This window comes from Pantoea sp. Fr-CA_6 (assembly GCF_024520895.1).
Classification (GTDB): Bacteria; Pseudomonadota; Gammaproteobacteria; order Enterobacterales; family Enterobacteriaceae; genus Pantoea; species Pantoea agglomerans.
In genome coordinates this window covers 115,578-140,874 of sequence record NZ_JALNPO010000001.1, presented here as the reverse complement: position 1 = coordinate 140,874, position 25,297 = coordinate 115,578, and the positions used below count along the sequence as shown (strand labels likewise).

20 protein-coding genes are annotated in these 25,297 nt (G+C 56.4%); 10 read left to right on the top strand and 10 right to left on the bottom strand.

What is annotated here, in order from left to right:
• Window positions 1–67 precede the first annotated feature (67 nt).
• Window positions 68–1,294 carry a peptidase T gene (pepT, locus tag NR201_RS00660; RefSeq protein ID WP_022625616.1) on the top strand — a complete coding sequence of 409 codons (1,227 nt, stop codon included), beginning with the start codon at window positions 68–70 and terminating at the stop codon, window positions 1,292–1,294.
• Between the two features lie 36 nt (window positions 1,295–1,330).
• Here pepT and NR201_RS00655 read toward each other — a convergent pair whose 3' ends face one another.
• Window positions 1,331–2,107 carry a transporter substrate-binding domain-containing protein gene (locus tag NR201_RS00655; protein ID WP_010670199.1) on the bottom strand — a complete coding sequence of 259 codons (777 nt, stop codon included), beginning with the start codon at window positions 2,105–2,107 and terminating at the stop codon, window positions 1,331–1,333.
• A 65-nt stretch (window positions 2,108–2,172) separates the two neighbouring features.
• Entirely contained in the window at window positions 2,173–3,339 is a 1,167-nt protein-coding gene (locus tag NR201_RS00650; protein WP_256849244.1) for a methionine aminotransferase, read from the bottom strand.
• Between the two features lie 125 nt (window positions 3,340–3,464).
• Between NR201_RS00650 and NR201_RS00645 the strand changes: the two genes are divergently transcribed.
• The gene (locus NR201_RS00645; RefSeq protein ID WP_010244709.1) at window positions 3,465–4,346 is read left to right on the top strand and encodes a LysR substrate-binding domain-containing protein; all 882 of its coding nucleotides are present in this window, start codon (window positions 3,465–3,467) and stop codon (window positions 4,344–4,346) included.
• On the opposite strand, the gene NR201_RS00640 is transcribed toward NR201_RS00645, so the two are convergent.
• From NR201_RS00640 to NR201_RS00625, 4 genes are all read right to left on the bottom strand, one after another.
• On the bottom strand, window positions 4,304–5,968 hold the full coding sequence (locus NR201_RS00640; RefSeq protein ID WP_163851586.1) for a methyl-accepting chemotaxis protein: 1,665 nt from the start codon (window positions 5,966–5,968) through the stop codon (window positions 4,304–4,306). The two genes, NR201_RS00645 and NR201_RS00640, sit on opposite strands and share 43 nt — an antisense overlap.
• A 217-nt stretch (window positions 5,969–6,185) precedes the next feature.
• Window positions 6,186–7,706 carry a carboxylesterase/lipase family protein gene (locus tag NR201_RS00635; protein WP_029519079.1) on the bottom strand — a complete coding sequence of 507 codons (1,521 nt, stop codon included), beginning with the start codon at window positions 7,704–7,706 and terminating at the stop codon, window positions 6,186–6,188.
• 431 nt (window positions 7,707–8,137) lie between these two features.
• Entirely contained in the window at window positions 8,138–9,481 is a 1,344-nt protein-coding gene (locus tag NR201_RS00630) for a VOC family protein (RefSeq protein WP_256849243.1), read from the bottom strand.
• Between the two features lie 67 nt (window positions 9,482–9,548).
• Window positions 9,549–10,883, bottom strand: a complete 1,335-nt coding sequence (locus NR201_RS00625; protein WP_010244695.1) for an aromatic acid/H+ symport family MFS transporter — start codon at window positions 10,881–10,883, stop codon at window positions 9,549–9,551.
• A gap of 322 nt (window positions 10,884–11,205) precedes the next feature.
• On the opposite strand from NR201_RS00625, the gene NR201_RS00620 reads away from it, so the two are divergent.
• Window positions 11,206–12,126, top strand: coding sequence for a LysR substrate-binding domain-containing protein (locus NR201_RS00620; protein ID WP_187484033.1), 921 nt, complete (start codon window positions 11,206–11,208; stop codon window positions 12,124–12,126).
• On the opposite strand, the gene smrA is transcribed toward NR201_RS00620, so the two are convergent.
• Entirely contained in the window at window positions 12,123–12,689 is a 567-nt protein-coding gene (gene smrA / locus NR201_RS00615; protein ID WP_256849242.1) for a DNA endonuclease SmrA, read from the bottom strand. The two genes, NR201_RS00620 and smrA, sit on opposite strands and share 4 nt — an antisense overlap.
• Before the next feature lie 317 nt (window positions 12,690–13,006).
• On the opposite strand from smrA, the gene NR201_RS00610 reads away from it, so the two are divergent.
• Both NR201_RS00610 and uspE read left to right on the top strand, forming a co-directional pair.
• Window positions 13,007–13,759, top strand: coding sequence for an FNR family transcription factor (locus tag NR201_RS00610; RefSeq protein ID WP_010244686.1), 753 nt, complete (start codon window positions 13,007–13,009; stop codon window positions 13,757–13,759).
• 117 nt (window positions 13,760–13,876) lie between these two features.
• Entirely contained in the window at window positions 13,877–14,833 is a 957-nt protein-coding gene (uspE, locus tag NR201_RS00605) for a universal stress protein UspE (protein ID WP_010244683.1), read from the top strand.
• 46 nt (window positions 14,834–14,879) lie between these two features.
• Here uspE and pntB read toward each other — a convergent pair whose 3' ends face one another.
• The gene (gene pntB / locus NR201_RS00600; RefSeq protein ID WP_010670206.1) at window positions 14,880–16,268 is read right to left on the bottom strand and encodes a Re/Si-specific NAD(P)(+) transhydrogenase subunit beta; all 1,389 of its coding nucleotides are present in this window, start codon (window positions 16,266–16,268) and stop codon (window positions 14,880–14,882) included.
• A gap of 3 nt (window positions 16,269–16,271) precedes the next feature.
• Window positions 16,272–17,804, bottom strand: coding sequence for a Re/Si-specific NAD(P)(+) transhydrogenase subunit alpha (pntA, locus tag NR201_RS00595; RefSeq protein ID WP_033757763.1), 1,533 nt, complete (start codon window positions 17,802–17,804; stop codon window positions 16,272–16,274).
• A gap of 540 nt (window positions 17,805–18,344) precedes the next feature.
• Here pntA and ydgH point away from each other — a divergent pair.
• On the top strand, window positions 18,345–19,298 hold the full coding sequence (gene ydgH, locus NR201_RS00590) for a DUF1471 family protein YdgH (RefSeq protein WP_010244673.1): 954 nt from the start codon (window positions 18,345–18,347) through the stop codon (window positions 19,296–19,298).
• 206 nt (window positions 19,299–19,504) lie between these two features.
• Window positions 19,505–20,896, top strand: a complete 1,392-nt coding sequence (locus tag NR201_RS00585; RefSeq protein WP_064704291.1) for a basic amino acid/polyamine antiporter — start codon at window positions 19,505–19,507, stop codon at window positions 20,894–20,896.
• Between the two features lie 142 nt (window positions 20,897–21,038).
• Here NR201_RS00585 and NR201_RS00580 read toward each other — a convergent pair whose 3' ends face one another.
• Window positions 21,039–21,452: a hypothetical protein gene (locus NR201_RS00580; protein WP_010244668.1), complete on the bottom strand. Its 414-nt coding sequence runs from the start codon at window positions 21,450–21,452 to the stop codon at window positions 21,039–21,041.
• A gap of 178 nt (window positions 21,453–21,630) precedes the next feature.
• Between NR201_RS00580 and rstA the strand changes: the two genes are divergently transcribed.
• Genes rstA through NR201_RS00565 form a run of 3 tightly spaced genes read left to right on the top strand, consistent with a single transcriptional unit; the run spans window position 21,631 to window position 25,161 of the window.
• The gene (rstA, locus tag NR201_RS00575) at window positions 21,631–22,356 is read left to right on the top strand and encodes a two-component system response regulator RstA (protein ID WP_010244666.1); all 726 of its coding nucleotides are present in this window, start codon (window positions 21,631–21,633) and stop codon (window positions 22,354–22,356) included.
• A complete protein-coding gene (gene rstB / locus NR201_RS00570) occupies window positions 22,353–23,654 on the top strand; it encodes a two-component system sensor histidine kinase RstB (RefSeq protein ID WP_010244663.1) in 1,302 nt (433 codons plus the stop codon). Before rstA ends, rstB begins: the two co-directional genes overlap by 4 nt.
• Before the next feature lie 19 nt (window positions 23,655–23,673).
• Window positions 23,674–25,161, top strand: a complete 1,488-nt coding sequence (locus NR201_RS00565; protein WP_228312136.1) for a carboxypeptidase M32 — start codon at window positions 23,674–23,676, stop codon at window positions 25,159–25,161.
• Window positions 25,162–25,297: the final 136 nt, after the last annotated feature.

The following is a 25,297-nucleotide window of genomic DNA, read 5'->3' as shown; positions in this document are numbered from 1 at the left end:
GCTTCATTGATAGCACGATTCGGCACCATAACGAACCCCGCCGGTGGCTGACTAATAAGGAATAGTGATGACAGACAAACTTGAGTCGCAGCTCACAGAACGTTTTTTCCGTTACCTCGCCATCAGCAGTCAGAGCGATGCCAAATCCACCACCCTGCCCAGCACGCCGAGCCAGCACGCCATGGCGGAACTGCTGGCGGATGAGCTGCGCGCGTCAGGGCTGGATGAGGTAGTGATTGATGAGCATGCTACGGTGACGGCGGTGAAACGCGGCAACCGGCCTGACGCGCCGCGCATCGGGTTTATTACGCATATCGATACCGTTGATGTCGGTTTGTCGCCCGATATCCACCCGCAGATCCTCACCTGGCAGGGCGAAGATCTCTGTCTGAATGCAGAGCAGGATATCTGGCTGCGCCGCGATGAACATCCGGAGATCGCGCCCTACGTCGGTCAGCAGGTGATCTTCAGCGACGGCACCAGCGTGCTGGGCGCGGACAACAAAGCGGCGGTCACCGTGGTGATGACGCTGATGCAGAACCTTAACGGCGACCACGGCGACATCGTGGTGGCCTTTGTGCCGGACGAAGAGATTGGGCTGCGCGGCGCGAAAGCGCTGGATCTGGAAACGCGCTTTAATGTTGATTTCGCCTGGACCATCGACTGCTGCGAACTGGGCGAAGTGGTCTATGAAAACTTCAACGGTGCCGCTGCAGAAATTGTGTTTACCGGTGTACCCGCCCATCCGATGTCGGGCAAAGGGGTGCTGGTCAATCCGCTGCTGATGGCCCATGACTACATCAGCCTGTTTGATCGGCAGCAGACCCCGGAGCACACTGAAGGCCGTGAAGGCTATATCTGGTTCAATGAGATTCAGGCCAACGCCAGCAAGGCGACGCTTAAGGCCTCAATCCGTGATTTTGATCTGACCAGCTTTGCGGCACGTAAGCAGCAGTTGCAGCAGGCAGCAGAGGATCTGGCGGCGCGTTACCCCACCGGCAAGGTGAGCGTGGGTATCAGCGATACCTACAGCAATATCAGTAACGCACTGGGTGAAGATCGTCGGGCGATTGACCTGATCTTCAGTGCCTTTGCCGCGCTGGAGATTGAGCCGAAGGTGATTCCGATGCGTGGCGGTACAGACGGTGCCGCGCTGTCAGCCAAAGGTCTGCTGACGCCGAACTTCTTTACCGGCGCGCACAACTTCCATTCACGCTTCGAATTTCTGCCGGTAACGTCGTTTGTGAAGTCCTATCAGGTGGCGGAAAAACTCTGTTATCTGGCGGCGGAATAAGCGGAGGAATCGGGCGCAGAACGCGCCCGATTGCGATTATGGCTTCGCGCTGACATCAATGCCTGGGAAATATTTTTCAGCCAGCTTTTTGATGGTGCCATCGCCCTGCACTTTAGCAATCGCCGCATCCAGTGACTGCTTCAGCTGCGCGTCATCTTTGCGCAGGCCGTAGCCGATGCCTGAACCAAGAATCGCGTCATCTTCGACTGGCTTGCCAACAAACCCAAAGCCTTTGCCCTGCGGTTTATCGAGGAAGCCAGACTGACCGGCAGCGGACATCACCAGTGTGCCATCCAGACGGCCCGCGACCATGTCGTTGTAAACCTGGTTTTGATCCTGATACGAGGTCACGGTCACACCCTGCGGCTCCCAGTGCTTCTTCGCATAGGTTTCCTGGATGGATCCCTGTAATACACCGATGTTCTTGCCCTTCAGACCTTCGGCAGTCGGTGCCAGATTTTCACCGGTCTTCGCCACTAACATGGTCGGAATACGGTAGATCGGCTGCGTAAACGCAATGCTTCTGGCGCGCGCTTCGGTGATGTTCATCGCCGAGTTAATGGCGTCGAACTTTTTCGCCTGCAGTGCCGGGATCAGCGCATCAAAGCTGCTCTCAACCCAGTGGCAGCTGAAGTTGCCCGCCTTACAGATGGCATTGCCCAGCTCGATATCAAAGCCTTCCAGTTCCCCTTTAGCATTGCGGCTTTCAAAAGGCGGATATTGTGACTCCACGCCGTAGCGTAAATCCTGTGCCAGTGCCTGTACCGATGTCATCATGCCCAGAGCGAGAAAAAGCGCGTTCAGTTTCTTCATTATGTTATTTACCCCGAAAAGTCCTGGTTACCTGTTCCCCGAGCTGCCTCACGCGGTGGCGTGAATCAGTGAGAAAAAGCACATAGCGCAGCCGCGCCAGCCTCAAGTGTCGCCTCGTCTTTAGCAAAAGAGAGCCGAATCAGTTTGTTATCTGTGCCATCCATATAAAACGCCGACAGCGGTATGGTCGCCACACCGTGATCGACGATAAGACGTTTTACCATTTCACTGTCCGGTTCGTCACTGAAATGTCCATAGCTGGCGAGCATAAAGAACGAACCAGCACTCGGCAGCAGCCGGAACGGGGAGTTCTGCATCAGGGCAATCAGCCGATCGCGCTTCTGCTGATAGAAGGCACTGAGCGACAGATAGTTCTCTGGCGTCTGCAGATAGTGTGCGAAACCGACCTGCATCGGTGTATCGGCGGCGTACATCATAAACTGATGCACTTTCACCAGCTCAGTCATCAGCTCTGCCGGTGCCAGACAGTAGCCTACCCGCCAGCCGGTGACGTGGAAGGTTTTGCCAAACGAAGAGACAATGACGCTGCGGGCTGCCAGCTCCGGATGCGTCGCCATCCCACAATGCGGTCGCCCATCAAACAGAATATGCTCGTAAACCTCATCGGAGAGCACCACGATATCGGTGTTGCGGATTAAGGCTGCCAGCTGATTCAGGTCGTCGGGGGTCAGCACCTGCGCGCTGGGGTTGTGCGGCGTATTAATAATGATCATCCGGGTGCGCGGCGTGATTGCTGCCCGCAACTGATCCCAGTCGATAGCAAATGACGGCACCTGCAACTTCAGGCCAATCGGTTTACCGCCCTGCAACCGCACCACCGGCGCGTAGCTGTCAAACGCCGGTTCAAAGAAGATCACCTCATCGCCCTGATGAACCAGCGCGGTGATCGCCATATAGAGCCCCTGGCTGGCGCTGCCGGTGATCAGCACTTCACTGGCGGCATCATATTGTTGTCCATAGAGCGCCTGCACTTTGCTGGCAAGCGCGTCGCGTAAGGCGGGCAAGCCCATCATGGCGGCATACTGATTATGTCCTTCCTGCATCGCGCGGCTGACTGAGTCGACCAGCGCCGGATCACAGGGGAAATTGGGCGCGCCCTGCGACAGGTTAATCGCCTGATGCTGCGCCGAAAGCTGGCCAATCATGCTGAAAATAGTGGTGCCGACGTCCGGCAATTTTGAGTGGATAGCGACAGGCGTTTTCAGGGACATACTCTCTCCGTCAGGGGCTTAACCGCTCAGATGCGGTAAATAGCTATTCAACGGGCTGCGACTTGAGTCGGCAAGCGAAATGTCGTCATAATAGCCATGACAAAAATGCATAGCTGAGGTTCACCGTGTCACGCTTATCGCTGCCGCTTAATGCCATTCACGCCTTTCTGGTGACCGCCCGACATCTCAATCTGACTCACGCTGCCCGCGAACTTTGCCTGACGCAGGGCGCCGTCAGTCGTAAGATTGCCGCCCTGGAGCAGTGGCTGGGCGTGACGCTGTTTGACCGCCACGCGCGCGGTCTGCGCCTGACCCCTCAGGGCGCGGCGCTGCTGCCCGACTTACAGCAGGGTTTTGAGCTGATGGTTCAGGCCAGCGAGAAGGTCCGCCGTAGTCAGGTCAGCATTCGCCTGAAAGCGCCAACCTGTGCGATGCGCTGGCTGGTGCCCCGGCTGATGGCGCTGGAGCATCATCGTCCTGAACTGCATGTGGCCCTGACCACCACGCTGGATCATGCCGCGCAGCTGGAGAACTTCGATGTGGCGATTGTCTATGGTAAGCCGCACCCTGACGGAATTTGCCTGTTCAGTGAGTCGCTGACGCCAGTGATGGCGGCCGATCAACCCCGCCCGGACTCCCCGGCGGCACTGGCCACAATGACCTTTTTGCATCCGACGGCAGATACGCGTGACTGGCAGTGCTGGCTGCAGGCGCAGCAGGTGACACTGAACATGAAGCGGAACCAGCATTTTGCCACCATGGACTTAGCGATCAGTGCAGCGATTCAGGGGTTTGGTGTGGCGATGGCCGACAGCAATCTGGTGGAGAGTGATATAGCCAGCGGCAGGCTGATTAAGCCGTTCGCTGGCGAGGCAAAAACCGGTGCGGTTTACAGTTTACTGAAACGGCCCGCGCAGGATGCGCCACCGTTCCTGGCGGAGCTGGTGGCGTGGCTGTGCAGGGATCAGAAGGTGACCCAGTCGCCGTTATCCGCCGGTTTAGCCTGAGGCGCACTCAGCACGGTTGCTTTCGGCGCGGCAGGTTTATTCGTGATGACCGGTGCGGTCTGGCGGTTGCTGGAGAGACGGAACTTCGACACAGAAGCCTGCAGCGCTTCCGTCTGCAATGCCAGTGCGCTCGCCGCGGCAGAAACCTCTTCAACCAGTGAGGCGTTCTGCTGGGTCACGCTATCCATTTCGGTTACCGCAGCACCCACCTGAGAGATGCCTTTGCTCTGCTCTTCTGAGGCGGAAGCAATCTGTTTCATTATCGCATCAACATCCTGCACCGATTTCAGAATATTGTTCATGGTGCCGCCGGTGGTGCTGACCAGCTCGGCGCCTTTACCTACACGCTGAACCGAATCTTCAATCAGCGTCGCAATCTCTTTCGCGGCATTGGCGCTGCGCTGTGCAAGGTTACGCACTTCAGAGGCAACGACCGCAAAACCCCGCCCCTGTTCGCCAGCACGTGCCGCTTCGACGGCGGCGTTCAGCGCCAGAATATTGGTCTGGAAAGCGATGCCGTTGATCACGTTAGTGATTTCAGCGATTTTCTTCGAGCTGCCTGAGATGCCATCCATAGTGCTGACGACTTCACTGACCAGCTGACCGCCACGTTGTGCCGTGGTGGTGGCGGTTTCTGCCAGCAGGCTGGCCTGGCGGGCATTATCGGCGTTGAATTTTACCGTGGCCGTCAACTGCTCCATGCTGGCCGCAGTCTGTTCGAGCGCAGCGGCCTGCTCTTCGGTACGTGAAGAGAGGTCGTTGTTACCGGCAGAAATCTCTGCGGCACCGCGCGAGATATTCTCAGTGCCGCTGCGAATGGCGCTGACCGCTTCACGCAGGCTATCCTGCATGGCGCTCAGCAGCGGCACCAGTTTACCGACGCAGTTGCGTCCGAAATCGGATACCGGCTGACTCAGATCGCCCGTGGCAATGACCGCGAAGTGGGTACGGATACTTTCCAGCGGACGGACCAGCATCGCCACCAGATAGCGGTCGGTAAACAGCAGAATAAACAGGCCGATAATTACCGTGATGGTAATAATCGTTTTGGTCATCGCGGTGAGGTGATCCACTTCAACCCGGGTTGCATCCAGCTTTTCAGCTGCGCCCTGGCTGAATTTCTCTGCGCTGATGCCAAAGGCACGACTGAGTGGGGGCGTGACGTTATTTGCCTGCTGACGATAAGCATCAGGCGAGGCCTGACGGGCCAGCTGCAATTGTGGCGTAACGCCCGCATCCAGCAGCTTTTGCCAGCTCTGAATCACCCCATCCACGACATCCGGGTTCATCGGGCCGGGTGCCAGTTGTTTAAAGCGCGCCAGTTGCTGGGTCATGCTGTCCAGCGCCTGCTGCACCGGAGCATAAGCCTCATCGTTCAGGGTCTGACCTGCGGCTTTGCTTTCCATCACGCGGGATAAGCGCGTGATGACACGAAAATATTGATCGTTGCCTTTGCTCAGCACCGTCATTTGCTCAACCAGATGACGGTCCACATCATTCCCTTCGCTGAGCGCGCCAAGAGAGTGAATGCTATACAGCCCGACGCCGCTCCACAGTAAACAAAACAGTCCCAGAATAGAGAGCATCACTGCGCGAATGGTAAAATTTTTGAGCATTCCCATACCAAAATCCTATACACGTTGACCCGCAAGCGTCGGGCATAGGAGGTTTATCGGCATGCGATTGTGAAGATGTAACTGTTTTGTTACCTAATATTTTACAGCGTCCCTAAGGCAAATTTCACTTTATAGCCTTTTTATTCAGCAGGTTAACCTTTAAAAAGCAGATTAATTCCATTCGCGCAATTTGATGGTTAGCAGGCTAACCATGAGCTGCCGTTTAAAGCCTGACCATACGAGTCATTAATAGCCGGAAAAGCCGCATACGGGCGCGCATAAAGTTCCGCTTCAGAACCAGCCCGCTCTTCCGATCATCACCGAGTGACATTGTCACGTCAGAGCCTGGGTGCCAGGCTGGCCACACGACTTCCCCCTCCAGCTGATGCTTGTATTCCGTAGCATCACGGGCAAAGGTAAACCAGTACTCGCTGACCCGTGCCGCAAATGCCCGATCGGCCTCACTGAAGGGTCGTTCTTCGTTGGGATCCGGCATCTGACTCAGCGTGTTCAGCACATAAGGCACTTCGTTGCCGTGCCAGGTGCCGTGCGGATAGAGGTCACGGGCATGTTCAGAGACATAATCAAACCAGTAGCGCCAGCCTGGCATTCCGGCATTGTGCTGCGCCCGCATCACCAGCCACGGCACCAGGCTGAATGCCATATCGCGCGCCACGGCACGTCCCAGCCGCTGATCGTCATGAATGTCATACATCCATTTAAGCGTCCGGTAAGTGAGACGATTTTTATCGCGTAACTGATGCAACACCGCGGTGGCATCCACGCCAAAATATTCCAGCACGCTGGCTTCATCGCTGTTGCTGCCCGCCATCAGCGGCAGACGGTGCTGTTTTGCAGCCATAAAGGTTTTCAGCATCGGCTCAGGCAGAACAGCATCACCCGCAATCGGCACCGGCGGAATCGCCAGCGGCCCTTCCAGCGACCAGAAGGCATCGGCAGGCAGTGCGCGCAGGTCATCAGCGCTGGCATCGGGCGGCAGACCGAAATGGCGGGCCACCGCCATACCCTGCTGACGCGCTTTTTTCAGCGGCGTATCAGGCAGGCTGTAGGCGCTCTGCACAATCCCTTTATGAAACAGCCCTTCGGCCAGTGGCGAACAGCAGAGTGACAGCACGCTGCGTGCGCCTGAGGATTCACCGAAAAGTGTCACATTGCGGCGGTCGCCGCCAAAGGCAGGAATGTTGCGCTGCACCCACTGCAGTGCCGCAATCTGATCCAGCAGGCCAAAATTGTTGACCGTGCTGGCAACAGGGTATTCAGCATCCAGGGCCGGATGAGAGAAGAAACCGAGATGGCCTAGCCGGTAGTTGAGCGTCACCACCACCGCGCCGCGTGAAGCCATCGGCTTGCCGTTGTAAGGTGCCAGCCCGCCAGCACCAATGGTGTAGCCACCACCGTGCAGCCATACCATCACCGGCAGGGGTTTCACGGGCGCGACATCGGGCGTCCAGACATTAAGGTAGAGGCAGTCTTCGCTGAACTCACCCGGATCGCCACCGCCCACGGCCTGGCAGTAAGTGCGATTTTGCCAGCCGGAAGCCCCAAACGCGGTGGCGTCGCGCACCTGCTGCCAGGGCGTAACCGGCTGTGGCGGACGCCAGCGCAGTGCGCCAAGCGGTGCCGCCGCATAAGGTATGCCTTTGAATACGAAAAGGTCATCGTCCATGCATCCACGCAACTCCCCCTCAGCAGTCATGATCCTCAGACCTGTTTCGTTTTTCATTCCTGTTTCCCTGTTCAAACGTCCCTCCATTATTTGCAGGCCCGCCAGCATTGTCCAGGTACGGAAGGGATTTGCAGAATATGCCGAAGCGTGAGGGGCAGGCGTGAACATGCTCATCAACAGGTTCAGAGAGTCAGTTACGGTTATGATTCAACGTTGTTAATCTTTTCGCAATTGGTCAATGACGCTGCCAGCGCCGGAGTGGCGCGTCATTGCTCTGTTATCACGTGCGGTTGTGCTGCTGTTAATCAGTCAGTCTGCTAATAGATTAAGATACTCACGCGGGTAAACCTGCGCTGAGCGGTAAAGCGTTGTTTTTCCCCAGTCCTGTCAGCATATTACCCGCGTTGCCCCACTTCAGGTCCACTGGCCTTAGCAGGGCGGGTGCGGAGAAAGCGTTGCGGGCAACGCGCCTGTTGCCCGCAGAGGCGTTAGTCTGGCCGTAAGCCGCACTGCGCCAGCGAGCGCTGCTGCCGCTCTTCGTATAGCGCCATCTCATCCAGCACGACAGCGCCCAGCGCGGCTTCAAATGCCTGGCGGCTCGCCTGTCCCGCCGAACGAACCTGCGTCCGATCGCCGAGGTTGGACTGAAAAATGCCCGCCGCGCTGACGGGCAGAAAATCTTCATAGATGATAGGGTCTGCCAGCACACGACCTTCTTCGATGAGAGTCTCCAGCGATTCACCCTGAGCCGGGGGCGTCGCGATGCCCTTTTCACTCAGGCGATAATGGAACCAGGCCAGCTCCTGCTGGCGCAGCGTGGTTTCGTCGTCGGGGAAGTCACGGAAAATCGCCGCCAGATGTTGCTGATGCTGCTGATTATCCTGACCGCTGCCCGCCTCGCTGAGCAGTCGATCGTAGAGCGCACGGCCCTGGGGCGTCAGCGCCACGCCGCGCTGCTCAATTTCACCGAAGCGTGCAGTATGGGTTCCCTGATGCCCATCCTGAAAGATGATCGGCTCTTCCAGCGCTTTGAAGCTGGTCTGACGTAACAGGATCGGCACCTGACGACGCGGTGGTCCCTCGATCAGGGTTTTCGGATCGATACCGCGCGACGGCATCAGTTGCTGTACGCGGTCAATATCGAGCGTGCGCGGCGTGAGATGGTTGATGTGGCAGCCGGGAAAGCAGACCACGTCAGCGATCAGCCGATGCTGCTGGTTCAGCGCCTGATAGGTCTGACTGTCCACGCTGCTATGGGCATGCCAGCGGAAGGTTTCCAGTGCTTCGGTAACAAACTCAGTGGCCTGCTCGTCAGTTAATCCGCCCTGCTGCTGATGCAGTTCCAAAAGCGCCCGGCAACGGGGGGTGAAAATGTCGCGCGCGGCAAGAATCTCCGCCGCTTTTTCACGCAGCGCGTGGTCGTCGATCAGTTCAGGGCGTAACAGCGAGGTAAAGACCCGAAAGGGATTGCGGCGCAACGCCGCATCGGTGATCGGCCGGAACGCCGTGGAGTGAACCGGCACACCAGCCTGAGAGAGATCGTAATAGCCAACCGGGTGCATTCCCATCACCGCAAACAGCTGCCGCAGTGTGGCTAATTCGTCTGCCGTGCCCACACGGATCGCACCGTGACGTTCCAGGTTGAGTCGGTCGATCTCATCGGCTGCGGTGAGACGATCTTTCAGCGCGATATCCGCTTCCAGCGCGCGGTCGTTGACGGTCGCCACCAGTTGCATCAGCGTGCCATATTGCGGCACTTCCTGCTGATACATAGCTGACATCGCCTGAGAGAAACGGGTGCGGATGAGATCCGCACTGAGAAAGTTGTCCATCTTATCCACCTGACACCGTTAGCGTTGCTGCTAATGTAATGCAACACGCTGGCCTCAGCGGAAAAAATCACGAATCTGTGATCGGCTTAAAGCCGTAGCGGTTTTTTAACAGCAGCATCAGGGTAGTGATCACAGCCGGTATTGCCAGCAGCAGAAAGATTACGCTGAAAGACCATCCAAGAGACATCATCTCTGCGCCAACGAAGGCGCTTAAAATCGCGCCGATGCGGCCCACTCCATGCATCCAGCTGGAACCGGTAGCGCGGGCGTGGGTAGGATAATAGCTGGCGGATAAGGCATTCATACCGGTATTGGCCCCGTTGAAACAGAAGCCACTGCAAAAGGCGATCGCACTCATCATACCCACTTCCGCGGGTGAAAAGCCCAGTGCCACAATAAACAGCCCGCCGCAGCCGTAGATCGCCGCCAGGGCCAGGTTAGCGTTGAAGCGATCCATCATCCAGCCCGCAAACAGGGAGCCCAGCGTCCCGCCCGCCTGATACATCGCGGTGATAATCGCCGCTTCGGTCACTGACATGCCCAGGGTGTTGACCAGCGACGGTAGCCAGCTGCCAATCAGGTAAACCATGAACAGCCCCATAAAATAGCCGCCCCACAGCATAGTGCTGCCAAACAGATAGCGGCGTGAAAGTACGGTGCCTATCGCGCCGCTCACCGGCACGGTGGCCTCAGGCGCGTGAAACGCACAGTCGGGCGCGGTTTTGCCCGGCATCATCCGGTCGAGGATGGCGTGAATGCGGGCAGCCGGTGCGCCACGGCTGATAAGAAATCGCACCGACTCCGGCAGGCCGCGGATCAGTAATGGCAACACCAGCAGCGGCAGAATACCGCCCAGCAGCAGCACGGAGTGCCAGTCATAGCGCGGTAGCAGCCAGGAGGCAGCAAATCCCCCGCTGGCGGCACCAAAGGTAAAGCCGCAGAACACCACCGTGATGATAAAAGCCCGCCGCCGCTCAGGTGCATATTCCGCCACCAGCGTGCCGACGTTGGGCATCGCCGCACCCAGTCCCAGCCCGGTCAGGAAACGGAACAGCATCATCTGCTCAATGTTTTGTGACAGCGCCGTTGCCAGCGTCCAGAGACCGAAAAAGAAGACGCTGAGGATAATCATCATGCGACGGCCATAGCGGTCAGCCAGCGGCCCTGCCACCATGGCACCCAGCGCCAGCCCGATTAACGCTGCGCTGATGACGACCCCGAGCTGATGATTACTCACCCCCCACGCGGCTTTCAGTGTCGGCGCAATAAATCCCATGATCGCAATGTCCATGCCATCGAGTGCCACCACGATAAAACAGAGCGCAATGAGCCGCTTTTGCCAGTGGCTCAGCCCCTGCTGGTTGATAAGCTGGCGGACATCTACCGCCTCGACGCTGGTCAATGAACACTCCTCTGGAGTAACGAAATCTGACATCAGTTTAAGTAAAAAAAACGGCGCTAATGATAGCCGATCGTTAACCTTAAGCGGTCAGATTTTTATATGATATTGAGAATTATTCAACTTTAAGCCGTTAAGTTATTGATATACCGTAGTCAGAGGATGGCGTTTTTCAGAGGCATACCCGGCTGAGCGCTTTTTAATCAGAGAGTTAAAGGGTAGCGCGGTCATTTCAAATCGTTTGTTAAAATAAATTTGCAGCAAAGTTAACAGAATTCATTTTAAACAGTTGCCTGAAGCCGGTCATTCTCATTAAGTTTAGGATATGGAAAAAAATATCCTTTTCAATCAGCGCATTCGCTTGCGCCATCTACATACCTTTGTTGCGGTTGCGCAGCAAGGCACACTGGGCCGGGCGGCAGAGACGCTTAGCCTCAGCCAGCCTGCCCTCTCCAAGACCCTGAATGAGCTGGAGGAGCTGACTGGCGTTCGTCTGTTTGAACGTGGCCGGCTGGGCGCGCAGCTGACCACCATGGGAGAGCAGTTTCTGACCCATGCTGTGCGGGTGCTCGACGCGCTGAACCATGCCGGACAGAGTTTTAATGAGCAGCCGGGCGATGCGCCGGTGATTATCCGGCTGGGGGCATTGACCACTGCTGCGATGGGGATGCTGCCACGCATCCTGGATCGTTTTCATCAATTGCAGCCCAACACCACCATTCAGGTGGCGACACTTCACAATAATGTGCTGCTGGCGGGCTTGCGCGGCAGTGAGTTCGACATCGGCATTGGCCGGATGGCGGACAGCGCCATGATGACCGGGCTGACCTATGAATTGCTATTTCTGGAATCGCTCAAACTGGTGGTCAGGCCGGAACACCCGCTTTTAAGTGACAACGTCACGCTTTCGCGTGCGATGCAGTGGCCGGTGGTGATATCGCCCGAGGGCACAGCTCCGCGCCGGATTGCCCAGCAGATGCTGGATGAACAGGGCTGCACCCTTCCGCCTCACTGCATTGAGACCTCTTCGACTTCACTGGCACGCCAGCTGGCTCTTCGCTACGACTACATCTGGTTCGTCCCTTCCGGGGCGATTAAAGAGGATCTGAGCCACAACGCGGTTTGTGCGCTGCCGATCGCCTCTTCCGGGCCGGGCGAACCGGTGGGCATCATTACCCGCACCGGCGCAGAGCTGAGCCTGAGTGCTGAAGTGCTGATGTCCACCATCCGTAAGTTTCACAGTTAGCGGCTGCGTTTCGCATGCCGCTCGCGGTTTTCAAGCCGGGCTTTATCGGTTTTGCGCAATCCGACATAAAGCGCCCCGGCCCCGCCATGCCGGGTCTGGGCCACGCAAAAGGTCTGTACGTCATCAAACTGCTTTAGCCAGCGCGCCAGATAGCTGCGCACAATGTTGGCATGCGATTCATCATCACGACCTTTACCGTGGATGATCAGCAGATTGCGCAATCCCTGTTTGTGCGCCTGCATCATAAAGTTAAAGAGCGCCTGACGACAGGTTTCGACCGGTTGCCGCAACAGATTGAGGCTGGCATCCAGCTGATACTCTCCTCTGCGCAGTTTATCCAGAATCCCCTGCTGAATGCCGTCGGCTCTATATTCCAGCGGGGTATTGAGTGGAACGATCTCCAGATCGCTCCGGGTCAGGAAATTCTCCAGCTCAGATTCACCTGGCGGTTTTCGTGGCGCCTTCGTTGAGGGTGCTTTGAGCCACAAGGTTGTGGTGGTGTCTTTTAACGGCGTGACATCGCCCATGGCATCCCGAAAGAGATCATTATCATCAAGGTTCATGGTTTTCTCACACCTGGTTAAAATTGATGGAATGTGCAAATCACGCTTTACCCGTTAGCGTAGCAAAAGCTGGAATCACCGGCCCACCCCACTTTTTCGAAAGTCACTGCCAGTGCAGAAGCGTGTGACAGATCACATAAGCGGAAAGTTTTCTTGACAGTCGGCACTGTCGGGATTCTGAGAAGCCCGTCACATCAGCGTTTGTCGTTGTGTGCTTAGTCCATAATATTTGTAAGTGTAAAACTGCTCGGATGAGTTCCCTTCAGCACAAAAAATGTTAAAATTGACCCCAGTCAATAATCGTCGAGCAAACCATTATGATCCCTGAAAAACGCAGCATTCGTCGTATTCAGTCGGGCGGTTGTGCCATTCACTGCCAGGATTGCAGCATCAGTCAGCTCTGCATCCCCTTTACGCTAAATGAACATGAGCTGGATCAGCTCGACAATATCATTGAGCGTAAAAAACCCATTCAGAAAGGGCAAACGCTTTTCAAAGCAGGCGATGAACTCAAGTCTCTGTATGCGATTCGCTCCGGCACCATTAAAAGCTACACCATTACTGAACAGGGTGATGAGCAGATCACCGGTTTCCATCTGGCGGGCGATTTAGTCGGCTTTGACGCGATTATGGGCTCCAGCCATCCCAGCTTTGCGCAGGCGCTGGAAACGGCCATGGTGTGTGAGATCCCTTTTGAAACGCTTGATGATTTGTCCGGCAAAATGCCGGCCCTGCGTCAGCAGATGATGCGTCTGATGAGCGGTGAAATCAAAGGCGATCAGGACATGATCCTGCTGCTGTCGAAGAAAAATGCTGAAGAGCGCCTGGCGGCGTTTATCTGGAACCTTTCCCGTCGTTTTGGCCAGCGCGGCTTTTCACAGCGCGAATTCCGCCTCACTATGACGCGTGGCGATATCGGTAATTACCTGGGCCTGACGGTTGAAACCATCAGCCGCCTGCTGGGGCGTTTTCAGAAGTCCGGTATGCTGGCGGTGAAAGGCAAGTACATCACGATTGAAAACCATGCCCTGCTGGAAGAGCTCGCCGGTCAGAGCCACCAGGCCGCCTGATCCTCAGCCGGATCAATAAATCTTATTTTGTTGATCCGGCAGTAACTTTTTCACTTCTTCCGCTGTGCAACATAGGCTATCTTTATTCCAGTCGCTCTGGTTTAAGGAGAACGCCTCATGTCCCAGTACCAAAATGTTCTGGTCGCCATTGATGCCCAGCAAGACGATCAGCCCGCGCTGCGACGTGCGGTCTATCTGAATCAACGTCTTGGCGGAAGAATTAAAGCCTTCCTGCCTATCTATGACTTCTCATATGAGATGACCACCCTGCTTTCGCCGGACGAGCGCGCGTCGATGCGCCAGGGCGTGATCAGCCAGCGTACCGAATGGATCCGCGAGCAGGCCCGCGCTTATCTTGATGCCGGTGTCGAAATTGACATCAAAGTGATCTGGCACAACCGTCCCTACGAAGCCATTATTCAGGAAGTGCTCGCCCATCAGCATGACCTGGTGCTGAAGATGGCGCATCAGCACGATCGCCTTGAGTCAGTGATTTTCACTCCAACCGACTGGCACCTGCTGCGTAAATGCCCGTGTCCGGTGTGGATGGTCAAAGATCAGCCGTGGCCGGAAGGCGGTAAAGCGATTGTCGCGGTCAATCTTGCCAGCGAAGAGCCGCATCACGATGGCCTGAATCAGAAGCTTATTCGTGAAACGGTGATCCTGGCGGAAAAGGTGAATCAGACCGAAGTGCATCTGGTCGGCGCCTACCCGATTACCCCTATCAATATTGCTATCGAACTGCCCGATTTTGATCCCAGCGTCTACAACGACGCGATCCGTGGTCAGCATCTGGTGGCAATGAAAGCGCTACGGCAGAAGTTCTCGATTGGTGAAGAGTTCACCCATGTGGCTAAGGGCCTGCCGGAAGAGGTCATCCCCGATCTGGCGGCACATCTGGGAGCCGGTGTGGTGGTGCTGGGAACGATTGGACGCACCGGCCTGTCGGCGGCATTCCTCGGTAATACGGCGGAACAGGTGATTGATCATCTGCGTTGCGATCTGCTGGCGCTTAAGCCGGACGATTTCAAATCGCCGATTGACCTGGATGATGAAGAGGATGAGGAGGATTAATCCTCCTCAGAAACAGAGAGGGCGGCTGATTAGCCGCCCTTTTTTATTACAGCGCTTTAAGAATCGCTTCCACGCTGGCTTTGGCATCGCCAAACAGCATCTGGCTATTCTCTTTGAAGAACAGCGGATTCTGCACCCCGGCATAGCCGGTGTTCATTGAGCGTTTGAACACTATCACGTTGTGCGCCTTCCACACTTCCAGCACCGGCATGCCCGCAATCGGACTGCGGGGATCATCCTGCGCCGCCGGGTTGACCGTGTCGTTAGCGCCAATGACCAGCACCGTGTCGGTGTCACTGAAATCGTCATTGATCTCATCCATTTCCAGCACCACGTCATAAGGCACTTTCGCCTCTGCCAGCAGCACGTTCATGTGACCCGGCAGACGCCCCGCCACCGGATGGATACCGAAGCGCACTTTGATGCCAAGCGCACGCAGTCGGGCAGTCATTTCCGCGACCGGATACTGCGCCTGCGCTACCGCCATGCCGTAGCCTGGGGTGATAATCACCGAGCTGGAAGCCTTAAGCATCTCAGCGGTCTCTTCAGCCGTAATCTCACGATGCTCGCCCGCTTCCTGACTTTCATCGCCACTGCTGGCTTCAGTACCAAAGCCGCCCGCGATCACGCTGATAAACGAACGGTTCATCGCTTTGCACATGATGTAGGAGAGGATCGCACCGGATGACCCCACCAGCGCACCGGTCACAATCAGCAGATCGTTGCTCAACATGAAACCAGCGGCGGCGGCGGCCCAGCCTGAATAGGAGTTAAGCATCGACACCACGACCGGCATATCCGCGCCGCCAATCGACGCGACCAGATGCCAGCCAAACGCCAGCGCAATGACCGTCATCAGCAAGAGTGCAAACACCTGCACAGCCGTGCTGCTGGTGTTAACAAACCACAACAGCAGCAGGAACGAAACCACCAGCGCCAGCAGATTCAGCTTGTGACGATGCGGTAACGCTAACGGCCGTGAAGAGATTTTGCCGCACAGTTTGCCAAATGCTACCAGCGAGCCGGTGAAGGTGACGGCACCGATAAAGATACCGATAAACACTTCACTGAGATGGATATTCTCCATCACCGCTGGCAGGCCAGGCGCATGGTCGATATAGCTGTTGATGCCCACCAGCACTGCGGCCAGGCCAACAAAGCTGTGCAGAATCGCCACCAGCTCTGGCATTTCCGTCATTTCTACTTTCTTCGCCAGACGAATGCCGATAGCGCCGCCGATGACCATCGCCAGCAGGATCCAGACCACATTACCGCTGTCCGGGCCAAATATGGTGGCAATCAGCGCAATCGCCATACCGCTGATACCGAAAATATTACCCCGCTTAGAGGTCTCATGACGCGAAAGACCAGCAAGGCTACAGATGAACAGAATCGCAGCCACAATATAGGCTGCAGTGACTAATCCGCCAGACATGTGTTACCCCTTACGAAACATTTTCAGCATGCGCTGGGTGACGGTGAAGCCACCAAAGATATTGATGCTGGCAATCAGCACGGCAATAAAGGAGATAAAGGTGACCCAGCCACCGTGGCCCATCTGCAAGACCGCACCGATAACAATGATGCCGGAAATGGCATTGGTTACGGACATCAGCGGTGTATGCAGCGCATGACTGACGTTCCAGACCACGTAATACCCCACCACGCAGGCGAGCGCGAACACGGTAAAATGGGAGAGGAAGTCGGCCGGTGCCACGTTTGCCAGGCTGCCAAACAGCACGATAGCCAGGGCGATCAGCAGATATTTACGCCACGGTGAAACGGGCTTCGCCTCAATCTTTTCTGACGGCTTCGCGGCGGCAGCGGCAGCCTGTGGTGCGGCGGAGACCTGAATCGGCGGGGCTGGCCAGGTCACTTCGCCATCGCGTACCACGGTGACGCCACGCACCACCACATCTTCGAAATCGACCTGGATTTCGCCATTTTTCTCTTTACACAGCAGCTTGATCAGATTGACCAGATTGGTGCCGTAGAGCTGGGAGGATTGTGTCGCCAGACGGCTGGGCAGATCGGTGTAACCGATGATTTTCACGCCATTCGGCGTGACGGTAACCTGGTCAGCGACGGTCAGCGCACAGTTGCCGCCGGTCTGCGCCGCCAGATCAACAATGACGCTGCCCGGCTTCATGCTGGCGACCATCTCTTCGGTGATCAGTTTTGGAGCCGGTTTGCCTGGGATCAGCGCCGTGGTGACAATGATGTCCACGTCTCTGGCCTGACTGGCAAACAGCGCCATCTCAGCTTTGATGAAAGCCTCGGACATGACTTTGGCATAGCCGTCGCCGCTACCCGCTTCCTCTTCAAAGTCGAGCTCAAGGAATTCGGCGCCCATACTCTGCACCTGCTCTTTGACTTCGGGACGGGTATCAAACGCCCGGACAATCGCACCCAGGCTGCCCGCTGCGCCAATCGCGGCCAGCCCGGCAACACCGGCCCCAATCACCATCACTTTTGCCGGTGGCACTTTACCGGCTGCGGTGATCTGACCGGTAAAGAAGCGACCAAATTCATGGGCGGCTTCGACAATGGCGCGATAACCGGCAATGTTCGCCATAGAGCTCAGGGCATCCAGCGACTGCGCCCGTGAGATACGCGGCACTGAATCCATTGCCATTACCGTGACCTGACGTGCGGCCAGTTTTGACAGCAGTTCGGGATTCTGTGCGGGCCAGATAAAACTGACCAGCGTGCTGCCCGCACGCGTCAGCGCAATCTCTTCGTCATCCGGCGCATTCACCTTCAGCACGATATCGGACTGCCAGACCTGCTCTCTGTCGCTGAGTGTGGCACCGGCTGCGATATAGCTTTCATCATCGAAGCTGGCGCGTTTACCGGCGTCATGCTCAAGGGTGACGCTGAAACCCAGCTTGATGAGTTGTTCCACGGTCTTAGGCGTGGCGGCCACGCGCGACTCGTTTGGCAACCTTTCCTTGGGTATTCCAATTAACATAGTGTTTCCTTTCATCGGTTAAAGGATGATGGCCCGAACCTGCACCACGAGAGCGCGACTGAAACGCGATTTCAGCCGCTTTTGGACGAAACGCAGGTATTTCAAAGTGTTTATAAGCTACTGAAAATGTGACGAGCGATCTACAGCGACCACGCAGAGTGATGACATTCACCCAATTATGCAGTGTTCTGTTAAGAAACCTGCGTTATCCCACTGCAAAATAGTCTCACAGGCAGATAATCTGCCAGAGATAATTGTACCAGGACGAATTAATCAACAACAAAAACCCTTATTTAACAATACATTAACTATTTTATCGCTAACAGTTACCGCTTTTAGTGGTAACTGTCACTAAAACTGGCCATAACTGCGTTTGATGACAAAGAAATGAAAAAATCATGGTTGAATAACGCGATCTGACACAAAAAATCGCTGCGACAGTCTGTTTATAACATGCAATAATCAGCGGCTATTCTGTTATACATCAAGAGTCCAGCACGTTTTCGTACTCATTTTTGCGTAAGGCGAAGGATTATTTTTATGAAGCTGAAGAACACTATTCTGGCGACCACTCTGTTGTCCCTGCTGGCAGCCAACGCATTCGCTGCGCAGGAACTTACGCCAGAAAAAGCGGCCGCGTTGAAGCCATTCGAACGTATTAATATCACCGGCCGTTTCAACGCAATTGGCGACGCTGCCGATGCGGTATCTAAGCGTGCAGATCAGATGGGCGCGGCCTCTTATTACATCCAGGCGATCAACGACAGCAACGGTAACAGCGGTAACTGGCGCGTTACGGCTGACCTCTATAAAGCCGATGCCCCGGCAGCCACAGAGTCAACGACTTACCGTCGTTTCAACGGCGTAAACGAACTGCCAAAAGCAGAAGCGTATAAACTCGAACCCTTCGATACCGTTTCGGTCAGCGGCTTCTTTGCCAGCCAGCCGGATGTAAACGACGCAATTTCGAAAGCCGCAAAACAGAAAGGCGCAGCCTCCTTCTTTATCGTTCGCCAGATCGATGCCAACAGCGGCGGCAATCAGTATGTCACCGCCTATGTCTATAAAGCGGATGCTAAAGAGCGCGCGGTGCAGACACCAAATGCGATTCCTGCCGATTCAGAAGCAGGTAAAGCCGCACTGGCAACCGGAGGCGCTGCGGCGGCTAACGTAGAGATTCCAGGCGTGGCCTCGTCTGAAACGCCAAGCAACAAAGTGGGCCGTTTCTTCGAAACGCAAAGCTCTACCGGCAAGCGCTATACCGTTAATCTGCCAAACGGCAAATCGGTGCAGGAAGTGAATGCCATTACTGCTGCTCAGATGCAGCCGTTCGATACCGTAACCTTCACCGGCCACTTCGGTACGCCAACTGAGATTTCAGAAGAAGTGGCGAAGCGTGCGGCGGACAAAGGTGCCAAGTTCTACCACGTTACCCGTCAGTGGCAGAACCAGAGTGGCGGTAACCTGACCGTCACGGCTGACCTGTTTAAGTAATCCTCCTCAGGGCGGCGCCTGCCGCCCTGCTGTTTGCATAATTCCTGCGCTGTTTTGCATAGTCACGCATTGCCATCCCCTGCCACACTCCGTAAAATCCTCCGCCTGTTTTACCGGATATTGTCCCTGTATTGTGCCTTTGGTGTGACATAACCCAGCGACAGAATCCGATTTACCCAGCCATATATGCTAGCGGGAAGGTTGTTTTGGAGAAAAAATTAGGTCTCGGTGCGCTGACGGCGCTGGTGCTCAGCTCTATGCTGGGCGCAGGCGTGTTCAGTCTGCCGCAAAATATGGCTGCAGTGGCCGGTCCGGCGGCGCTGCTGCTGGGCTGGCTGATTACCGGCGTCGGCATCATCTTTCTGTCGCTGGCGATGCTGCTGCTGACCCGCCTTAAACCCGAGCTGGATGGCGGCATCTTTACCTATGCCCGTGCCGGTTTCGGCGAGCTGATGGGCTTCTGCTCCGCCTGGGGCTACTGGCTGTGCGCCGTGATCGCCAACGTCTCCTATCTGGTGATTGTCTTCTCTGCCCTGAGCTTCTTCACCGATACGCCGGACCGGATTATCTTTGGCGATGGCAACACCTGGCAGGCGATGCTGGGTGCATCCGTGCTGCTGTGGCTGGTTCACTGGCTGGTGCTGCGCGGCGTGCAGACCGCTGCCAGCATTAATCTGATGGCGACGCTCGGCAAGCTGGTGCCGCTGCTGCTGTTTATTGTGCTGGCGGTGATGGCGTTCAACTATGATCGCTTCCGCTTTGACTTTTCCGGCGTCACGCTGGGACAACCGCTATGGGAGCAGGTTAAGCAGACCATGCTGATTACCCTGTGGGTCTTTATCGGCGTCGAGGGGGCGGTGGTGGTCTCTGCACGCGCGCGCCAGAAAAAGGATGTGGGCCGGGCTACATTATTCGCCGTGCTGGCAGCGCTGCTGGTCTATCTGCTGGTGACACTGCTGTCGCTTGGCGTGGTTCCGCGCGCTGAACTGGCTGAGATGCGTAACCCTTCCATGGCGGGGTTGATGACACGACTGATGGGCAACTGGGGCGATGCGGTGATTGCGGTGGGTCTGGTTATCTCTGTGTGCGGTGCCTATCTGAGCTGGACGATTATGGCCGCTGAAGTGCCGCTGATTGCCGCGCAACAGGGTGCATTTCCACGCAGTATCGCCCGGCAAAACCGCCATAACGCGCCAGCCGCCTCACTGTGGCTGACCAACGGCAGTATTCAGCTCTGCCTGATCCTGATTGCCCTGACCGGTGCGAACTACAACAACCTGCTGACCATCGCCTCTGAGATGATTCTGGTGCCCTATCTGCTGGTGGGGTTATATCTGATCAAAGTGGTCCGCGGACAGCATAAACCGCTGGCGATGGCGACCGGTATCGGTGCCAGCCTCTATGGCATCTGGCTGCTTTACGCCTCGGGGCCATTGCACCTGATGATGTCTGTGGTGCTCTATACACCGGGCCTGCTGCTGTTTCTGTTTGCACGACGCGGTGGCCGCGCAGAGTTTGCGCTGACTTCGCTGGAGCGGATTGCAATGGGATTGCTGATTGCCGCGACGCTGCCCGCCGTGTGGCAGCTGACGACTTAGCGCCTGGCCCGGCAGGCGTAATGGCTGCAGGCAGTGCGAACCCGGCCAGCGCGGAGCAACCAGGCGTACAGACAGTACGTGAGGATGGTGAGCACTGCCCAGGTTCAGACTGAGAAATCAGATAGCCTGATGGGAGAGGTTCTCAGTGTGACTGCACAGGTATTGAGACACACAGCAGGTCATCCTGCTGTGTCAGATTCAGCGGCCTGGAATATTCATGATGGATCGCGTCCAGCTGCTCCGCCGAAAGCGGATAAGGAAGCTGAATATCGAAGCGACTAATCTGCTGTTGTTCCGCAAGGGTAATCAGGCGCGCGATATTAATTTCGTCGCTGACCTGAGTAGAAATGATTTGTAATGCTAATTCTTTTAACGGGTCGTCACTGCCCTGTAAGCGGTGTGCCGATTTACGTGTCACCATGCCAAATATCGGCATCACACCATAAATAGCATCGACGAAGCTCCAGCGCTTTTTGCAGGAAGCGGAGAGAAAGTCACTGTAATTGAAGCAGATGCGGTCGGGGTATATGGCTGATGCCAGCTCTTTATCAGACACACTAACGCTCCTCATGATAATCATCAATATCCCAAACCTGGCGCAAAAAGGCCGCGCTAATGATTGCACATTTTGCCGGTTATATACCAGCAAGCCACGGATATTTCGTGCGGTAACGTAGAGCTCAGGACCAGGAAAAGATATGCTTCCGTCCATCCCTGTCTCTGCTTTGTGAACTATGAACAAAATTGTTTATGTAGAAGATGAACCCGAAGTGGGCTCACTGATTGCGGCCTATCTGGGTCGTCATGATATTGAGGTGATTGTCGAGATGCGCGGCGACCGTGCTGAAGCGGTCATTGCCGAACAGCAGCCCGATCTGGTGATGCTGGATATCATGTTGCCAGGCAAAGATGGCATGACTATCTGCCGTGACCTGCGGGCCAACTGGCAGGGGCCGATCGTGCTGCTCACCTCACTGGACAGCGACATGAACCATATTCTGGCCCTGGAGATGGGTGCGCAGGATTACATTCTGAAAACCACGCCGCCGGCGGTACTGCTGGCCCGCCTGCGCCTTCATCTGCGTCAGTCGCAGCAGGGACAGCCGGACGATGCGCCCAGCGCACCCGCCGCCAACCGTATGCTGCGTTTTGGCTCGCTGACCATCGATGCGCTGAACCGCCAGGTCACGCTGTTTGACGAGCAGATCGCCCTTTCCACCGCGGATTTCGATCTGCTGTGGGTACTCGCCAGCCATGCGGGCCAGACGCTCAACCGTGATGCGCTGCTGAAAACGTTACGCGGGGTCAGCTATGACGGCCTTGACCGCAGCATCGACGTGGCCATCTCCCGGTTGCGCAAAAAGCTGCACGACAGCGCCACCGAGCCGTTCCGCATTAAAACCATTCGTAACAAAGGCTATCTGTTTGCGCCCCAGGCCTGGGATACCCGCGGACTATGAGAAAGCTTTTTATTCAGTTTTATCTGCTGCTGTTTGTCTGCTTTCTGGTGATGGCGCTGCTGGTGGGGCTGGTCTACAAGTTCACCGCTGAACGTGCGGGCCGCCAGTCAATGAATGACCTGATGGCCAGTTCGCTCTACCTGATCCGCAGCGAACTGCGCGAGATCCCGCCGCGTGACTGGAATAAAACCATCAAGAGTCTCGATCTCGGCCTGTCGTTCGACCTGCACATCGAGCCGATGAATAAATATCAGCTTGATGAAGGCAACATGCGTCGGTTGCGCGCCGGAGAGATCGTGGCGCTCGACGATCAATACACCTTTTTGCAGCACATTCCGCGTAGCCACTACGTGTTGTCAGTCGGGCCGATTCCCTATCTCTTCTATCTGCATCAGATGCGACTGCTGGATATTGCCCTGCTGATCTTTATAGGGATGTCGCTGGCGCTGCCGGTGTTTATCTGGCTGCGCCCCCACTGGCAGGAGATGCAGCGACTGGAAAAAGCGGCTCAGCGCTTTGGCCGTGGCGAGCTGGACGTGCGCACCCATTTCGACAGCACCTCCAGCCTGTTCCGGCTCGGCATCGCCTTTAACCAGATGGCTGAGAACATCAATACGCTGGTCGCCAGTAAGAAGCAGCTAATAGACGGTATTGCGCATGAGCTGCGCACACCGCTGGTGCGCCTGCGTTACCGGCTGGAGATGAGCGACAACCTCACGGATGGCGAACGGGTGGCGCTGAATCGCGACATCGGCCAGCTCGAAAGCCTGATTGAGGAGCTGCTGACCTATGCGCGTCTTGATCGGCCGCGCGTCGATCTCAATCTGAAAACACTGGATTTGGCCAACTGGCTGCGCGAACGGCTTGACGATTTCCGCACTATCAATCCCGACGTGCGGCTCGACCTTGAGCTGCCGCAGCGTGAAAACATCGGCATTTCTGATACCCGCCTGATGGAGCGGGTACTGGATAACCTGGTCAACAATGCGCTGCGTTATGCGCAACAGCGGCTGCGCGTCAGTTTGTGGTTCGACGGTCCGATAGGATGTCTGCAGGTGGAAGATGACGGTCCCGGCATTCCGCCTGAAGAGCGTGAGCGGGTTTTCGAACCCTTTGTCCGGCTGGACCCCAGCCGCGATCGCGCTACAGGCGGCTGCGGACTGGGACTTGCGATTGTGCACTCTATTGCCCAGGCGCTGAGCGGCAATGTGACTATTGAATCCAGTCCGCTGGGCGGCGCCAGCGTTCGCTTTTGCTGGCCGGTTGATCTAACCTTGCGGGAAATTCCGCTGCGTTAAAAACCACAAGGAGTCTTACGTGACCTCAGCGTATCAACAACTTACCAAGACGTTCCAGCGCCTTTCCCGTTTCAGTCACGTCACGGCCATCGCCGGATGTGACATGCAAACCACCATGCCGCCGGGCGGCAGTCAGGCGCGTGGTGAAGCGCTGGCCGAAATGAGCGTGTTGCAGCACCAGATCCTCACTGCCCCTCAGGTTGGTGAGTGGCTCAGGGCCGCAGAGCAGCAGTCACTCAACGATGTTGAGCGGGCCAATCTCAACGAGATGCAGCGCGCTTACCAGCAGGCCACCCTGCTGCCTGATGATTTTGTAGAAGCCAAATCAATCGCCGGTTCGGTATGTGAACATGCATGGCGCACTCAGCGTCCCGCCAACGACTGGCAGGGCTTCGCCGCCAATCTCAAAGAGGTGGTGCGTCTGAGCCGCGAAGAGGCCCAGCGCCGCGCCGACGCCACTGGCAGCTCGCGTTACGATGCGCTGCTGGATCTTTATGAACCGGGGATGACCCGCGCCCGGCTGGATGAAACCTTTGGCGAACTGAAAACCTGGCTGCCCGATCTGTTACAGCAGGTCGTGGAAAAACAGGCGCAACAGACTGTTGTCACGCCGCAGGGGCCGTTCGCCCTGCCTGCTCAGCGTCAGCTCGGCCTGAGCATCATGGAAACGCTGGGTTTCGACTTCAACCATGGCCGGCTGGATATCAGTGCGCATCCCTTCTGCGGTGGCGTGCCGGAAGATGTGCGTATTACCACCCGTTACAACGAGAATGAGTTTCTCAGCGCCCTGATGGGCGTGATCCACGAAACCGGCCACGCCCGCTATGAGCAAAATCTGCCGCAGCAGTGGCGCGGTCAGCCGGTGGCGCTGGCGCGCTCCACCGCTATCCACGAATCACAAAGCCTGTTTATGGAGATGCAGCTTGGTCGCAGCCGCGAATTCCTGCAGCGCATTCTGCCGCAGGTGATCGCCACCTTTGGCGACCAGCCTGCCCTGCAGGCGGATAATTTTGTACGCCTGACCCAGCAGGTTAAGCCTGGCCTGATCCGGGTTGACGCCGATGAGCTCAGCTATCCGGCGCATGTCATTCTGCGTTATGAAATCGAGCAGGCGCTGATTGAAGGCGAGATTGAGGTTGAGGATATCCCGGCGCTGTGGGATGAGAAAATGATGCAGTCGCTGGGTCTGGATACCCGGGGTAACTTCCGCGATGGCTGTATGCAGGATATCCACTGGACCGACGGCGCCTTTGGCTACTTCCCGACCTATACGCTGGGCGCGATGTACGCCGCACAGCTGTTCCGCTCGGTACATCTTGCGATTCCTCAGCTCAGCGAGCTGATTCAGCACGGTGAGCTGCAGCCGGTATTCGACTGGCTGCAACAGAACATCTGGCAGCACGGCAGCCGTTTCTCTACCGATCAGCTGCTGATCAACGCCACCGGCGAAGCGCTGAATCCGGCTTTCTTCCGCCAGCACCTTGAACAACGTTACCTGAATAGCTAAGCTCTCGGGCGGTCAGCTGACCGCCCTTTCCCGCCTTTGTACAATCGGTTACACGCCGATACCAAACACCCACGGACACCGTTCATTGATATCCCTATAGTCTCTTCACCGGCCCCGCAGTGGGCTACACATGAAA

Coding starts and splice junctions, on each gene's coding strand:
- pepT (WP_022625616.1), top strand. CDS start 68: ATGACAGACAAACTTGAGTCGCAGCTCACAGAACGTTTTTTCCGTTAC.
- NR201_RS00655 (WP_010670199.1), bottom strand. CDS start 2,107: ATGAAGAAACTGAACGCGCTTTTTCTCGCTCTGGGCATGATGACATCG.
- NR201_RS00650 (WP_256849244.1), bottom strand. CDS start 3,339: ATGTCCCTGAAAACGCCTGTCGCTATCCACTCAAAATTGCCGGACGTC.
- NR201_RS00640 (WP_163851586.1), bottom strand. CDS start 5,968: ATGGGAATGCTCAAAAATTTTACCATTCGCGCAGTGATGCTCTCTATT.
- NR201_RS00635 (WP_029519079.1), bottom strand. CDS start 7,706: ATGAAAAACGAAACAGGTCTGAGGATCATGACTGCTGAGGGGGAGTTG.
- NR201_RS00630 (WP_256849243.1), bottom strand. CDS start 9,481: ATGGACAACTTTCTCAGTGCGGATCTCATCCGCACCCGTTTCTCTCAG.
- NR201_RS00620 (WP_187484033.1), top strand. CDS start 11,206: ATGGAAAAAAATATCCTTTTCAATCAGCGCATTCGCTTGCGCCATCTA.
- smrA (WP_256849242.1), bottom strand. CDS start 12,689: ATGAACCTTGATGATAATGATCTCTTTCGGGATGCCATGGGCGATGTC.
- NR201_RS00610 (WP_010244686.1), top strand. CDS start 13,007: ATGATCCCTGAAAAACGCAGCATTCGTCGTATTCAGTCGGGCGGTTGT.
- uspE (WP_010244683.1), top strand. CDS start 13,877: ATGTCCCAGTACCAAAATGTTCTGGTCGCCATTGATGCCCAGCAAGAC.
- pntB (WP_010670206.1), bottom strand. CDS start 16,268: ATGTCTGGCGGATTAGTCACTGCAGCCTATATTGTGGCTGCGATTCTG.
- pntA (WP_033757763.1), bottom strand. CDS start 17,804: ATGTTAATTGGAATACCCAAGGAAAGGTTGCCAAACGAGTCGCGCGTG.
- ydgH (WP_010244673.1), top strand. CDS start 18,345: ATGAAGCTGAAGAACACTATTCTGGCGACCACTCTGTTGTCCCTGCTG.
- rstA (WP_010244666.1), top strand. CDS start 21,631: ATGAACAAAATTGTTTATGTAGAAGATGAACCCGAAGTGGGCTCACTG.
- rstB (WP_010244663.1), top strand. CDS start 22,353: ATGAGAAAGCTTTTTATTCAGTTTTATCTGCTGCTGTTTGTCTGCTTT.